Source organism: Bacillus cereus, from assembly GCF_002567495.1.
In the GTDB taxonomy this organism is placed as follows: domain Bacteria; phylum Bacillota; class Bacilli; order Bacillales; family Bacillaceae_G; genus Bacillus_A; species Bacillus_A cereus_AQ.
Map to the genome: position 1 here is coordinate 1 of NZ_NVAP01000037.1, position 14,431 is coordinate 14,431.

A 14,431-nucleotide genomic window follows, 5' to 3' on the forward strand; every position below is an offset into this window, starting at 1 on the left:
GCTCGATAATCATTTTGAATTATAACCTTAAATAGTGCATCTAGAAAGTTGTAATCTACATAAGGTTTTTCAAAATTAGGTTCTGAAAACAAATTACATTTAATCTCTTTCTGTTCTTCTTTAGGCTTTAATTTCTCTTTTTCCAATTTCTTCTGATAGGCAAGAAGTTGTGTGTCATTCATCTTACCAATATTTTTGTGAATATTATCCAGAACTTCTTTTTGCAAAGGCTGTAACTCTTTTTCTTGTGTTAATCCAGTGTACACCTGGCGTATATAAAAGTTTGTGGTGTTGTACATGTTCTTAGCGTTATGACAACATTCTTGAAAATAAAATATTTCTTTCGATTCACCTCACCACCTTCACTTACGGAGTCCTCTCGAAAGGCATGATAGAAATACTCCCCTAACAATGAAAAAAGCTGATTGCTTCTTAAGAAGCAATCAGCTTTTTTTATTTTATAAAATTCCTAAAATTTTATTTACGCAACTTATAATAATAACCATAGATACGGCTACACACATTACAACCGTATTACGATCTTGCTTTTCTTTTTTTGAAATTTCTTCTTTTTGATTCATGTGTATAATCCCCTTTTAAAAAAGTGTGAGATAGGAAATTTTTCTTATCCGATGCGAGGTGAATACGAAAACCCTCTCTATCTCACATACACAATAGAATGGAATTGTCATTTTATAAATAAAATGACATGACGTTATGTCGCAACATAGGGTATTTGTGTCGCTACGTTTTCTATTATAAAAAATAGTTGTGCAAAACTAGTGCATTTTTTATGTCAATTGCTCCGAGCGAAAAAATCGGCCCTCCATTCAATCACATAAAAAGAGTTTTTTATTATTTTCATGTAAACTATACAAGTAGAATGAACAGTTTGGGGTGCACAAGATTATGGTGAAAATTTTATTAGTAGATGATGAAGAACGTATGTTACGATTATTAGATCTGTTCTTAAGTCCTCGTGGCTATTTTTGTATGAAAGCTACCTCTGGCCTTGAAGCGATAAAATTAATAGAACAAAAAGACTTCGATATTATTTTGTTGGATGTTATGATGCCAAATATGGATGGATGGGATACTTGCTATCAAATTCGTCAAATTTCCAACGTTCCTATCATCATGTTAACAGCTCGTAATCAAAACTACGATATGGTGAAAGGCCTCACGATGGGCGCAGATGATTACATTACAAAACCATTTGATGAGCATGTATTAATTGCACGAATCGAGGCTATATTACGCCGTACAAAAAAAGACGGCTTTGTTAGTTTCAATGGTATTGAGTGGGATAAAACGAAACATACCGTCACAGTGTATGATGAAAAAATCTCGCTAACTCCTATCGAATTTTCGTTACTCGGACTATTTTTGCAAAATACAAACCGCGCTTACAGTCGAGATGATTTAATCGAAAAAATTTGGGGCTATGAAACAGATATCGAATATAGAACAATTGATTCACACATTCGTAATATCCGTGATAAACTACGCAAAAAAGGATTTCCAATTGAAGATTACCTAGAAACGGTCTATAAAGTCGGATATAAATGGAAAAGTGAATAATTACTTCGGTCAGTGGAGAATAGTATATCACTGACCCTTTATCATGTACGAATGGGCAATTGGTATCCGATTGATGCATGATAATAATCCGTGGAATCCCAGATGAAATTTATATTTTATATGAAATAAGGTTTGGTGAGAACATGAGCAAACTTTCCCTTAAAATTGGGACATACTTCTTAATATTAGCTTTATGTATTGAAACAATTGCTTTCGTATCTTTTTATAAGAGCCTTTCAACAATGCGTGTGAAAGAAGAAACCGACGCTCTATTAGAGAAAGGTAATCGGTATCGTGATAAGATTGTAAACCGTGCAAGATGGAATGAATATTCTAAACAACAGCAATACACAGATCGTCCTAAACATCCTCGATATCAGGATTTCACTATCGAGCATGCAGCTGAAGATTTAATCGGTTCCGAATTAATTGCTAATACTGATATCACAATCATTATAACTGACAATAATGGAAAAATTATTTCTAACTCAGAACCCGTAACAAAAGAAATGCAAAAACAACTTACTTGTAAAACGAAATCTATTCCAAAAAGCGGGTTAATTGTAGAAAGAAACTGGAAAAAATCAAAATTCATCTCAACAGTAAGTCCACTTGAAATTCAAGGATTTCAAGGTAATTTACATATGTTATTAAAGACATCTTTCTTAGAAAAGATGTTACTTAAACTACTGCATCAATTTCTTATCATTAGTATTTTGACGATTATTTTAACAACTATTTCTGTCTTTGTTTTTTCTAAAGTTATTACAGATCCTCTTATAAAAATGAAAAGAGCAACAGAAAAAATGTCAAAATTAAATAAGCCAATTCAATTAGGTATTAAACGGAATGATGAACTCGGAAGTTTAGCAAAAACAATTGAAGATTTATCGAGTGAACTTACGTATATGAAAAAAGAGCGCAATGAATTTCTAGCTAGTGTCGCCCATGAACTATTAACTCCATTGACCTATATGAAAGGTTATGCGAAGGTGGCAAAGAGAGACTCTTTAACGAAAGAGGAGCGAGAAGAATACTTACAAATCATTGAGGATGAAACAGATAGTGTAACCGATCTCGTCCAAGATTTATTTATGCTTGTACAATTAGAACAGCACCAATTTATTATAAAAAAACAAAAAGTGCTTCTTCAGCTATTTTTAGAACGAATGGTTGAAAAAACAAAAACAACATTAACAAATAAACAAATGCAACTTCATGTATATTGCAAAGATGATTTAGAAGTTTGCATAGATGAAAGACGTATGGAACAAGTTATGTTAAATTTATTACACAATGCGTATCAACATTCACCAGAAAACACATCCATTACGATACGTGTACTCACGGAAACAAATTCTTTTACAATAAGTGTACAAGATGAAGGTGAAGGTATTCCTGAAGAAGATATCCCGCATATTTTTGACCGTTTTTATCGTGTCGATAAATCTAGAACACGAGCTACAGGTGGAAAAGGCATCGGGCTAGCTGTTGCAAAGGAAATTGTAGAATTGCATAACGGTTCCATTCTAGTAACAAGCCAATTAGGAGTAGGAACAAACTTTATAATCGAGCTACCTTTTGAATAATATGCGTGTGAAAACACCAGTAGTAGTAAACACTACTGGTGTTATTTTGTTCATAAAAACAGCTCATATAAGCTAAGCTTTTGAAATTATTCTTATTTCAATATAAAATAAAGGTACATTTGCAAAGATTTGGAGGGTGATATAATTGGATATCCATGTATTAACAAAAGACGAAGCAGAAATTTACTTAGAACTTCGCGTAGAAGGATTAAAGCAAAACCCTGAAGCATTCAGCTCTTCTTATGAAGATATTATTAATAAAGAATGTGCGATTGAATATAAAGCACAAAAATTAGCACAAGATGAAAACTATACGCTAGGTGCATTTAAAGATGGGACATTAATCGGGGTTGCAACACTGGAAACGAAACCATATGTAAAACAAGAACATAAAGCTAAAATCGGTTCTGTATATGTATCTCCAAAAGCACGCGGACTTGGAGCAGGAAAAGCACTTATTAAAGAATGTCTTGAACTTGCTAAATCTTTAGAAGTAGAACAAGTTATGCTTGATGTTGTTGTTGGCAACGATGGTGCAAAGAAACTTTATGAATCATTAGGTTTTAAAACATTCGGTGTACAAGAACGTTCATTGAAATATAACGGACAATATTGGGACGAAGAGCATATGGTCTTATTCCTAGATGAAAATAAATAATAAAAAACATCCTCTTACATATGAGGATGTTTTTTATTTTCTTATAAACCATGCCTTATTTAATAATTGAATCGCTTTCGTAATTTCTTCTTCTGATAAAATTGCAAAACCAAGCAACACTACATTTTCAGGTGCCGTACCGTCTTTATAGTACGTAGACACAGGATATATTTTGATACTATGTTTCGCTGCTTCTTTAATTAATTCTTCTTCTCGCATTCCATTATGAACCTTTAATAAAATGTGCAGTCCCGAATCTTCTCCTATCACTTCAACACGATTTAAAAAATACTTTTCTATTTCAAAAACAAGTCGATCTCTCTTTTTTCGATAGACGACACGCATTTTATGAATATGTTTTTCCCAATATCCTTCATTTAAAAATCTTCTAATCACTTCTTGATCCATTCTTGAAACACTTTGTGTATAAAATAAATATTGCTGTTGATACCTTTTAATTAATTTCTTCGGCAACACCATATAGCTCATCCGTAACGATGGTAATAATGCTTTAGATAGCGTACCCATATAAATAACTTTCCCCTCTGTATCTAACCCTTGCAGCGCTGGTATAGGCTTTCCCGAATAGCGAAATTCACTATCGTAATCATCTTCAATAATATACCTATCCTCTTCTTTCTTTGCCCATTGTAAAAGCTGCATCCTTCTCGTAATAGGCATTATCATTCCATAAGGAAACTGGTGAGAAGGTGTAACAAATACAACATTCGCATCGCTATTTTCTAAATCTGCAATACAAATTCCATCTCTATCTAAAGATAACATTTGGACCCTTTTTTCTCCCTGTTCAAAAACGACCATTTTCCTATGATACCCTGGATTTTCAACTGCATAATTGCTTCCCTTTAACAATTGAAAAAGTAGTTTCACTAATATTTGTGTCCCCGCTCCTAATACAATTTGACTAGCTGAGCAACGCACTCCTCTAGATTCATACAAATATTTCGTAATCTCTTCCCTTACACTCAATTCCCCTTGGGGGTGTCCCAGAAAGAGAAGTTCGTTATTATGCGGCTGCCATACTTCATTTACAATTTTCCGATACATATTGAATGGAAAAGCATTTGTATCAATTCCTGTTTGTGTAAAATCAAATTTGTAACTCTTCTCCTGAAACGGTACTTCTTCTATTCTCTCTCCGCTATCCTCTACATGAACCATTTGCTCAATCTTGCATACAAAATAACCTTTTCTCGATATCGACTCAATATAACCTTCTGCAAGTAATTGTTCGTACGCTGCCTCTACTGTATTTTTACTTACTTGTAAATGTATCGCTAACTTTCGCTTAGCTGGTAATTTCGTAAAAGGTACAATCGATCCATCTTTAATTTCTTTTTTTATATACTCATACAATTGCACATACAATGCCTTTGTACTATTCATATTTAAATTAGGCGTTAATTCTAACATAATATCTGACCCCTTAATAAAACTAAAATCTGATACTTTTTACAGTACCAGAAGTTATATATAATTCCTTTTATCATGTCACACATAAAAAATCAAATACCGGAGAGGAGAAGCATGATAATGAACAATGGTAGACGTATCGGACTCATTATGATTATTACAGGGGCTACATTATGGGGATTATCTGGTCCAATGATTCAGTGGCTATTTCAGCATACTAATGTATCCTCGATTGATTTTTTAACAATTCGCTTGTTGCTTGCAGGAATATTCATTTTGTCTTTCTTACTTATAAAGAAACAAAAAATATTTCAAATTTGGAAACATCCTAGACAATCTATACAACTAATAATTTTCTCTATTCTCGGCATGCTTGGTGCGCAATACGCCTTTATCGAAACAGTTCATATTAGTAATGCAGTCACAGCAACTCTATTTCAATTTCTAGGTCCTGTTCTTATTACCATGTATGTTGCATTTGAACAAAGAAAATTCCCTGCTTCTATGCAACTATTCGCAATTATAGCCGCGCTAACAGGGACATACTTCATTATTACAAATGGCTCAATTGAAAATGTTGTTTTATCTAAAGAAGCTATTATTTTTGGACTATTAACAGCAATCGGATTTGCATTTTATACCCTTCATCCAGCTTCTCTCATTAAAGAATGCGGTACAACTGTAGTAATTGGTTGGGGAATGTTAATTGGAGGAATTGCACTGCTTATTTATAATCGTTCATTTGGGTGGAATCAATTTTCACAAACTCTTACTCTAAAAACTTTTTCTATGCTTATTCTTATCATTATTAGTGGTACCCTTTCTTTCCTTCTATATATCGGTAGTCTTAAATATTTAGCAGCAACAGAAACAAGCATTTTATCTAGCATTGAACCCCTTGTAGCTGCCATCGTTTCAATCACTTGGCTGAATGAATCTTTTGGAGCATATCAATTATTAGGCGGCGTATGTATCATTCTGTCTGTTATTTTTTTGACGATGCCTCAAAAAGAAACCGAACCAACCTATACAACGGAACAAGTATAAAAAATGTCAAAAGAGGTCGTACAAAACTTACGACCTCTTTTTATACTTTAAAGGAATTGTCCCGCCTTCTAGCAAATACAATTACACTAACAATAAAAACTAGGAGTGTGGCACCATGAAAAAAATCGGAATTATGCTACTTCTCTCCTTCCTCATCACTGGATGCACACAAACGCAACCGGATTCAAAAGAACAAAAAAAAGACGTATTAACAACATCATCCACTCAAGTTAATGCACCTTCCTTCTTTCATCTTAGTGTTTTAAAAGATGTGGATTGGGAAGAAACACCTTCTTTCGTAGAAGGAAAAATGCCTTTAAAAGGCATCGAAGGTAAAGTCGCAATGGCTGATAGTCCTATTATCGCAAATGAACAAAATGAAATAATGTGGCACTTTCTAGATTCTGAGATGCCAACTGGAAAATTGTCTATTATTGCGCTAAAACAAGGATCTGTAACTCCGACACCAGTACTCTTTCAACAAGAAACTTCCAAACAAACTTGGACTACTTCAAATACAATCGATTCTACTATAAGCGAACTTCCTCTTACTATGTCACTACCTTCATCTGGATTATGGCTATTAAATATATACGTGAATGAAAAATATTATGATCAGTTTGTAATCACTGCTGAGTAAAGTGACAAAGATAAACCACTTTCTTACAACAATGTAATTTCTACGTCATGTACTTCGATAGTTGAAGTATCTCTCTTCTCTTATACTTAAAGTAAGAAATGAAACGAGGAGAGATGAGAGATGAAAAAAATGATAGAAGTAATCGTAGCAGTAACTGAGGTTTTAGTAAATGGTAAACAAGTTGCAATGGAATTAAATAAATAGTGAAGAAACATAAATAATTCTACACTTCTTCATTATTTTGATTTCTTATCTCAAAAAAGCAGTGCCTTTTTAGGCACTGCTTTTAGCTATTAATAACTTGGTATTTTCATAATTTGCGCCACGCCTGAATCAATAGCTGCCTTCGCTACTGCTTCTGCAACACTTGGAACAACTCTTTTATCTAATGGATTCGGGATTACGTAATTTGCATTACGTTCTTCGTCCGTAATGATGTTAGCGATTCCATATGCTGCCGCTAATTTCATCTCTTCTGTAATATCAGTCGCGCGCACATCTAACGCACCACGGAATATTCCGGGAAACGCCAATACATTATTTACTTGATTCGCATAATCCGAGCGCCCAGTCCCTACTACAGCTGCCCCAGCCTCTAATGCATCCTCAGGGAAGATTTCTGGAATTGGATTCGCCATTGCAAACACAATTGCTTTCTCATTCATCGTCTGTACAAGTTCTTTCGTTAATACGTTAGGAGCAGATACGCCAATAAAAATATCAGCTTGATGAATCGCTTCTTTCAACGTTCCACGTACATGTTCTCGATTTGTCTCTTTTGAAACTTCGATTTGCGCTTCGTTCATCCATGTTTCACCTTCACAAACAATACCTTCTAAACTAACTAGCGTAATGTGCTTTGCACCAGCCTTTAATAATAATTTTCCAATTGCAATTCCTGCCGAGCCCGCACCGTTAATAACGATTTTCACATTATCCATTTGTTTGCTAACAACTTTTAATGCATTAATAACAGCCGCTAAGACAACAATAGCTGTTCCATGTTGATCATCATGAAATACAGGAATATTCGTTTCTTCTTTTAGTCGTTTTTCAATTTCAAAACAACGCGGTGCTGCAATATCTTCTAAATTGATCCCTGCAAATGTAGGTTCTAAATTTTTCACAAGGGTAACGATTTCATCCACATCCGTTGTCCCTAAACATAATGGGAAAGCATCTACATTCGCAAATTTCTTAAATAAAATACTTTTTCCTTCCATAACAGGCATAGCCGCTTTCGGTCCAATATTTCCCAAACCAAGTACCGCTGTTCCATCTGAAACAACTGCCACCATATTGCCACGTGCTGTATAGTCATACACTGTTTCTTCATCTGCCGCAATTGCTTTACAAGATTCCGCTACACCTGGTGTATACGTCAGGCTTAAATCATCCGCTGTATTTACTTCTACTTTACTTGTAATTTCAATTTTCCCTACTAATTCTTTATGCAATAACAATGATCTTTCATTAATTTGATTTTCTAACATACTAATAATCTCCCCTTAATTTGACAAGCTAGCTATATGAATATAGCTAGCTTGTTTGATCATGAAAACATTTTTAATAAAATTGTCGCCGTTACAACCATTGCTGCCCCGCCTAAACGAGTCGAAATTTGCGCGAACGGCATTAATTCCATACGATTTGAAGCAGATAAAATAGCAACATCTCCAGTTCCGCCTAAACCGCTATGACATCCAGTTACAATCGCTGATTCAACTGGATACATTTTCATCACTTTCCCTACAAGAAAACCTGATGCTACCATTGTCAGAACAACTGATGCACAAACAACAACATACCCTACAGAAAGAACTGCCGCTACATCTTTTAACGGAATATATAGCAACCCTAATCCGACCATTAACGGCCATGTTAAATTCTTCGAAATAAATTTATATAAATGAAATGCTCCTTGCTCCATTTTTGCTGGCATTAATTTAAAATATTTCACAAGTGCTGCTGAGAAAATCATAATGATTGCTCCAGGAATACCGATGAACTTAGAGGCAAATCCTCCGAAGATGAAGAACGTACACGCAATTAATAAACCTGCTCCCATTAATGAGAAATCAATTGGCTTCTCTGTATTTTGTTCTTTTAATAACTCTGCTTGATTGTCTGTTTTCACTAATACGCCGTTACCACTAAGCTCCGGTTTCTTCTCACCTAAACGCTTCATATACCCTGCACTCACGATTGCGAACATATTTCCAATAATAGCTGCTGGAATAAGCTGTGATACAAACGTTGCTGATGATTCATTTAAAATATCACTATAAGCTAGCGACAATGGTAAAATGCCTTCCCCGATACCACCACTCACAATTGGTACGATAATAAAGAAGAATGTCTGCTTCATTTCAAATCCAAATAGTGAACCGACCAATAATCCTACTGCTACAGAAGCTAACGTCCCTACTACTAAGGGAATAAACATACGAACGAAACCTTGTACTAACACTTTACGGTTCATTCCTAAAATACTTCCGACTACTAAACAAGAAATATATAAATATAAAAAGTTCGATTTTTTCATTAACATAGTCGCAGCTTCCATTGAAGCTGGATTCATCCAGTTAAAAAATACAAGTAATGATGGAATAAATAACGAAAGTATTGCTGGACCACCGATATTTTTTAAAATTGGAATTCTCATCCCAATGTCGCCTAAGAAAATACCCATGATCATAATAACTGCAAATCCACCAATCATATCTGCTGGCAATTTATTATATACAGATGCCCCATAAATAATAGCAGCCAATACTACATATAACGGTAAAGGTATAACACCGATTTTTACATTCATAATTTTAGAAGCGAAAGATTCTCTTTGTGCTTCATTTCCTTCAGAAAATGATACCGCTTCCACATTCTTTTGAATTCCCATATGGCACCTCCTCGTTTTCTTAATAACAATATTAAAACGCTTTCAATAGTAAAAATAGTTTTTGTAAGTTTTGTAATTGATTTTGTAATTAAAAAAAGTATAAGCGACTTGTAATAAGTCGCTTATACGTAAAACTCTATTTTATTTTGGTCAATACATCTTAATTTACTCACTGGTCTTCCCACATGTTGATACACCATTTCGTTTTCTAACACTCCAATTTCAGTCAAAAACATTACATACTTTCGAATAGAAACTCTTGAAACTCCTACTAATTGTGCCATTTCATCTGTTGTAAACGCTCGTCCATTCAACGACTCAATCTTCTGCCAAATTAATTGCAACGTTTGCTTCGTTAATCCTTTCGGAAGCTCTTTAGTGACAGTAGGCTCTCTTTTTTCTTTTTGTAAAATTAACGAATCTAATTCCGATTGACTAATTTTTTGTTGTTCTTTCATGAAAGTAAGTTTTTCTCGATATATAGTTAATGCCTCTTTAAATCGTTCAAATGTAAATGGTTTAATTAAATAATCCACAACTCCGTATTGTAATGCTTTTTTAATACTCCCCATATCATGTACAGCTGAAATCATTATAATATCGATTTCTTTTTCTTGATTCCGAATATACATTAAAAGCTCAAACCCAGTCTCTTCAGGCATAAAAATATCAAGTAATACTAAATCTACTCGTGATTTCTCTAATACTTCTATCGCTGATTTTACTGAATTAACTGCTTGAACAAGTTCAAAACCTCCTACTTGTTCTAAATAATGCGTATTTAACATTGCTACCATCGGGTCATCTTCTACAATTAAAACTTTAATCATATTTGCCTCTCATCCCTACCTTTAGGTATTTCAATTGTTATCTTTGTTCCCTTTCCTACTAATGAATGTATATAAATTTCCCCATTTATTCGCTGTATACTTTCTTTTACAAGATACAAGCCATAGCCGCGGTTATCTCCCTTTGTGGAATAGCCTTTCGTAAATAATTCCTCTATTTCTTTTTCTTGTATACCTTTTCCCGTATCTTGTACTGTAATAGTTAATATATCCCCATATTGTATCTCAACTTCAACTTGCTTCTTTTCACAATTCGTCACTGCCTCTAATGCATTATCAATTAAATTTCCGACAATCGTAATAAGTTCATGAGTAATACGTTCATCATCTATTTCCGGCATATAAGAATCTTCACTTATAATTAATTTTATATATTTCTCTCTAGCATAGCTGAGCTTACCTAGTAAAAAACCAGCAAATACTGGACTTTTTATTCTTTTCATAACTCCACCAATTTCATATTGATGCTCTGATACCATGCCGCTTATATATTTCTTCAATTCTTCGTATTGTTTCATATGTGTAAGCCCTAATACGACATGCATCTTATTCATAAACTCATGAGATTGTGCCCGTAATGCTTCTGCATATAGTCTAATACCCGTTAGTTCCTCTGCTAGTTTTCTAATCTCTGTTTTATCACGAAATGTTGCAATTGCGCCAACTATTTCTCCTTTTACATATAAAGGAACTCGATTCGTCACAATCGTAATTCCGTAAATATTTTGTTCTTCGTTTAATTGTACTTCTCCCGTTTGCAATACTTCTTTTATACGTGAATTTGGCATATACAACTCAACATCTTTACCGATAAAATCTTCTTCAAGTCCGCTTTTTTTAAATAGACGTTTCGCTTCATTATTAATTAACGTTACTCTAGCCTCTTTATCTACAGCAATGATACCTTCCTTTACGGATTGTAGCATCGTATTTCTTTCTTCAAGAATTTTTGCTATCCTGTGAGGTTCAAGACCGAATAAGCTTTTCTTTATATGTCTAGCTAGCAATATTGCTCCTATAATTCCGACTAATACTCCAACTCCAACTCCAATATAAATGATATATCTACTTTCCTTAACTCTCTCTTTTACATTATCTGCTGAAATACCGACCGCCACCGCTCCAAGCTGTTCACCCGTTTCAGAAAATACAGGTACAAACACTCGCATTGAAATACCTAAAGTTCCTTCTGCCAGTGATACATGTTCCTTTCCTTTCAATGCAGGTCCTTCATCTCCCCCAATAAAATGATGACCTATTTTTTGAGGATTTGGATGTGATTTTCTTATTCCATTCATGTCCATAACTACAATAAATTGAACACCCGTGTTTTTTAATATCCTATTTGTATACGTTTGGATTGCAGAAGTATCTGCTTTCCCAATCAAGCCATCGATTACAATCGAATCATTGGCCACAATGTGTGCAATTGTTTTTGCTTTCTCTGCTTGGTTATCCTCCGTTGTCCGCTCTACATTGTGACTAATTAATATATCTGTCACAAGTAAAGAAAAAATTACAACTGTACAAACTAACAATGTAATCGTTTTCCATAAATTCCATAGTCTTTTTCTTTTTTTCATCCCGTTAATGACTCCCCTAATTGCTGAATAGAAAAATAAGTAAGGTGATATTATTTTCACCTTACTTATCTGCTGTTATTATACTTTAAATTTACTAGTCATCGCTTGTAGTTCTTCTGCCATCCCAGCTAAGTTTTGCGAAGCAGAACTAATTTCTTCCATTGAATTAACTTGTTCTTCTGTTGAAGCTGCAACACTTTGCATACTAGCTGTATTTTCTTCTGCAGCCGCTGCAATTTCATCAATAGCATTTGTTACTTCATTTGCATCTCCCGCAATTCTCTTCGTTGTTTCTACCATTTGATTCACTTGAGAAACAATATGTGTAGTAGAACTTAAAATTTCCGTAAAACTTACTTTCGTTTTTGTTACAACATCAAGGCCTTGTTGAACTTCTCCATTCACATTATCCATCGCCCTAACAGTATGTTCAATATCCGCCTTAATTTCTGCAATTAAATTTGCAATCTCTCCAGATGACTCTCCTGATTGCTCTGCTAATTTTCTAACCTCATCTGCTACAATAGCAAATCCTCGTCCCTGTTCACCTGCTCTTGCTGCTTCAATAGCCGCATTTAAAGCTAATAAGTTCGTTTGAGTAGCGATGTTTTGAATTGCTTCAGAAATAGCTCCTACCTGCTTTGATTTCTCATCAAGAAGTTTAATAATAGCATCTGACTCAGATACCGACCTAGAAATAGACTGCATTTGTTTTGCGGTTTGTTCAACTAAATCTTCTCCCTCTTCAGCTCTTTCTCGCGCATGTAATGAGGAAATAGAAATTGACTCTGCGCTTCCAGTTACATCTTGAATTGCTGTATTTACTTGTTGTAATGTAGCCGCGCCTTCTTCAACACCTTGGCTTTGTGATTCAGCCCCACCTGATACTTGTTCCATTGCAATTGTAATTTGATCTGTCGCATCATTCGCTTGCTGTACGCTCGCTGTTAACTCTTCTGCCGATGCTGCAACATGTTCTGCTGAAAAGCTAATTTGGGTAATAACATCTTGTAAAGACGTAGACATTTCATTAAATGAATTCCCTAGTTTCCCTATATCATCTTTGGAATGGATTGTAATTTTCTCTGTTAAATCTCCCTTACTAATTTTATGTGCCGATTCAGCTATTTTTCGTAATGGCCTTGTAATAGACTTTGTAATGAAATAAATTAATACACTACCAAATACAATAGCGATAGCAATGACAATCAAAGTCTTATAAAACACTGGACTCGCAGCTTGAGTAATTTCTTCATCGAACATAACTCCAACTACTTTCCAGTCCGTTTTCTCATTTGTTGCAAAGATTAAATTCTTTTTATCATCTTGTTCTGTATAAGACACATTTCCTTGTTTTTCTTCATAAATTGGTTTAATCCAAGGATCAGTAACTTTTGCACCTGGCTTTCTAGATGGATGACTAACAATTTGCTTATTTTGATCTAAAATAACGGCATAACCTTTTTCACCAATGTTAATCATTTTGGAAATTTTTAAGATGTTATCTAAATTTAAGTTAATTCCTATAACACCTTTACCATCTTTTACTTCTTTCGCAATTGTCACTACCATATTTTTTGTAGATGCTGATTGATATGGTGCAGTAACAATTACTTTCCCTTTATTTTCATGTGCTTCTTTATACCAAGATCTATCTGTTGGATTATACCCATCAGACATTTGAATAAACGGTTCTCTTATAAACTTCCCTGTATGCGTTCCAATATAAATACCTTCTACTTCTGGATGAAGCTTTATATATTGTGCTAACTTCGTTCTTACTATTTCTTCTTGTCCATTTGGATATGTATCCTCTGTTAAGATGTCTGCAAAGTACGTCGCATCAACAAATTTCTCTTCTATATTTTGAGAAATAACAGTATTTAAAACTGAAATATTCTCCTTTGCTTTACCTGTCATTTGATGTTCAAAATTTGTTTTGGCAGTTTGATATGAAACACCACCGATAATAAGTCCTGGTATAGTTAAAATAATAAAAAATGAAATGATTAATTTTCTCTTGATACTCATACATTTAACCCAGTTAAATATTTTTTGCATAATAAGTCTCCTTCTATGTAATGTGGATACTTGTGTAATTTTATACAATTAACATATATAAAACAATATATAATGATAACATGTAATTTTT

12 protein-coding genes and 2 pseudogenes are annotated in these 14,431 nt (G+C 34.1%); 5 read left to right on the forward strand and 9 right to left on the reverse strand.

Translation table 11 applies throughout. From position 1 onward, the window contains the following. Positions 1-338: pseudogene (locus tag COK05_RS16435) on the reverse strand (RNA-guided endonuclease InsQ/TnpB family protein); the annotation flags it as partial. A 120-nt stretch (positions 339-458) separates the two neighbouring features. Continuing rightward, positions 459-581 carry a hypothetical protein gene (locus COK05_RS31820; protein WP_098613417.1) on the reverse strand — a complete coding sequence of 41 codons (123 nt, stop codon included), beginning with the start codon at positions 579-581 and terminating at the stop codon, positions 459-461. Between the two features lie 328 nt (positions 582-909). Between COK05_RS31820 and COK05_RS16445 the strand changes: the two genes are divergently transcribed. The 3 genes from COK05_RS16445 to COK05_RS16455 all read left to right on the forward strand — a co-directional run bounded on the left by COK05_RS16445 (position 910) and on the right by COK05_RS16455 (position 3,828). After that, positions 910-1,581, forward strand: a complete 672-nt coding sequence (locus tag COK05_RS16445; protein ID WP_098613418.1) for a response regulator transcription factor — start codon at positions 910-912, stop codon at positions 1,579-1,581. 143 nt (positions 1,582-1,724) lie between these two features. After that, a complete protein-coding gene (locus COK05_RS16450; RefSeq protein WP_098613452.1) occupies positions 1,725-3,170 on the forward strand; it encodes a HAMP domain-containing sensor histidine kinase in 1,446 nt (481 codons plus the stop codon). Between the two features lie 145 nt (positions 3,171-3,315). Then, complete coding sequence (locus tag COK05_RS16455; protein WP_098613419.1) at positions 3,316-3,828, forward strand: GNAT family N-acetyltransferase; 513 nt, start codon at positions 3,316-3,318, stop codon at positions 3,826-3,828. A 33-nt stretch (positions 3,829-3,861) separates the two neighbouring features. On the opposite strand, the gene pdxR is transcribed toward COK05_RS16455, so the two are convergent. Beyond that, on the reverse strand, positions 3,862-5,262 hold the full coding sequence (gene pdxR / locus COK05_RS16460) for a MocR-like pyridoxine biosynthesis transcription factor PdxR (protein ID WP_098613420.1): 1,401 nt from the start codon (positions 5,260-5,262) through the stop codon (positions 3,862-3,864). Between the two features lie 120 nt (positions 5,263-5,382). Here pdxR and COK05_RS16465 point away from each other — a divergent pair, with 120 nt between their 5' ends. Both COK05_RS16465 and COK05_RS16470 read left to right on the forward strand, forming a co-directional pair. Continuing rightward, positions 5,383-6,309 (forward strand): DMT family transporter, encoded by a 927-nt coding sequence (locus tag COK05_RS16465; RefSeq protein ID WP_098613421.1) that lies wholly within the window; start codon positions 5,383-5,385, stop codon positions 6,307-6,309. Between the two features lie 115 nt (positions 6,310-6,424). Then, complete coding sequence (locus COK05_RS16470) at positions 6,425-6,949, forward strand: DUF4871 domain-containing protein (RefSeq protein WP_098613422.1); 525 nt, start codon at positions 6,425-6,427, stop codon at positions 6,947-6,949. A 293-nt stretch (positions 6,950-7,242) separates the two neighbouring features. Here the strand turns inward: COK05_RS16470 and COK05_RS16475 are convergent, their stop codons facing one another. The 6 genes and pseudogenes from COK05_RS16475 to COK05_RS32200 all read right to left on the reverse strand — a co-directional run. After that, positions 7,243-8,442: an NAD(P)-dependent malic enzyme gene (locus tag COK05_RS16475; RefSeq protein ID WP_098613423.1), complete on the reverse strand. Its 1,200-nt coding sequence runs from the start codon at positions 8,440-8,442 to the stop codon at positions 7,243-7,245. A 59-nt stretch (positions 8,443-8,501) separates the two neighbouring features. Further along, positions 8,502-9,848, reverse strand: a complete 1,347-nt coding sequence (locus COK05_RS16480) for a 2-hydroxycarboxylate transporter family protein (protein ID WP_098391430.1) — start codon at positions 9,846-9,848, stop codon at positions 8,502-8,504. 122 nt (positions 9,849-9,970) lie between these two features. After that, a complete protein-coding gene (locus COK05_RS16485) occupies positions 9,971-10,678 on the reverse strand; it encodes a response regulator (protein WP_098391429.1) in 708 nt (235 codons plus the stop codon). After that, positions 10,675-12,279 (reverse strand): sensor histidine kinase, encoded by a 1,605-nt coding sequence (locus tag COK05_RS16490; protein WP_098613424.1) that lies wholly within the window; start codon positions 12,277-12,279, stop codon positions 10,675-10,677. The genes COK05_RS16485 and COK05_RS16490 overlap by 4 nt, the downstream gene beginning before the upstream one ends. A 78-nt stretch (positions 12,280-12,357) precedes the next feature. After that, the gene (locus tag COK05_RS32195; RefSeq protein ID WP_440898755.1) at positions 12,358-13,305 is read right to left on the reverse strand and encodes a methyl-accepting chemotaxis protein; all 948 of its coding nucleotides are present in this window, start codon (positions 13,303-13,305) and stop codon (positions 12,358-12,360) included. Next, positions 13,297-14,340, reverse strand: a pseudogene (locus COK05_RS32200) (cache domain-containing protein); the annotation flags it as partial. The gene COK05_RS32195 and the pseudogene COK05_RS32200, both read right to left, overlap by 9 nt. Positions 14,341-14,431: the final 91 nt, after the last annotated feature.

Bases quoted from the DNA above. Each gene is read 5' to 3' on its own strand.
- COK05_RS16485 (WP_098391429.1), bottom strand. From the start codon at position 10,678: ATGATTAAAGTTTTAATTGTAGAAGATGACCCGATGGTAGCAATGTTA.
- COK05_RS16470 (WP_098613422.1), top strand. From the start codon at position 6,425: ATGAAAAAAATCGGAATTATGCTACTTCTCTCCTTCCTCATCACTGGA.
- COK05_RS16450 (WP_098613452.1), top strand. From the start codon at position 1,725: ATGAGCAAACTTTCCCTTAAAATTGGGACATACTTCTTAATATTAGCT.
- COK05_RS16465 (WP_098613421.1), top strand. From the start codon at position 5,383: ATGAACAATGGTAGACGTATCGGACTCATTATGATTATTACAGGGGCT.
- COK05_RS32195 (WP_440898755.1), bottom strand. From the start codon at position 13,305: ATGTCTACGTCTTTACAAGATGTTATTACCCAAATTAGCTTTTCAGCA.
- COK05_RS16475 (WP_098613423.1), bottom strand. From the start codon at position 8,442: ATGTTAGAAAATCAAATTAATGAAAGATCATTGTTATTGCATAAAGAA.
- COK05_RS16480 (WP_098391430.1), bottom strand. From the start codon at position 9,848: ATGGGAATTCAAAAGAATGTGGAAGCGGTATCATTTTCTGAAGGAAAT.
- COK05_RS16490 (WP_098613424.1), bottom strand. From the start codon at position 12,279: ATGAAAAAAAGAAAAAGACTATGGAATTTATGGAAAACGATTACATTG.
- COK05_RS16445 (WP_098613418.1), top strand. From the start codon at position 910: ATGGTGAAAATTTTATTAGTAGATGATGAAGAACGTATGTTACGATTA.
- COK05_RS31820 (WP_098613417.1), bottom strand. From the start codon at position 581: ATGAATCAAAAAGAAGAAATTTCAAAAAAAGAAAAGCAAGATCGTAAT.
- pdxR (WP_098613420.1), bottom strand. From the start codon at position 5,262: ATGTTAGAATTAACGCCTAATTTAAATATGAATAGTACAAAGGCATTG.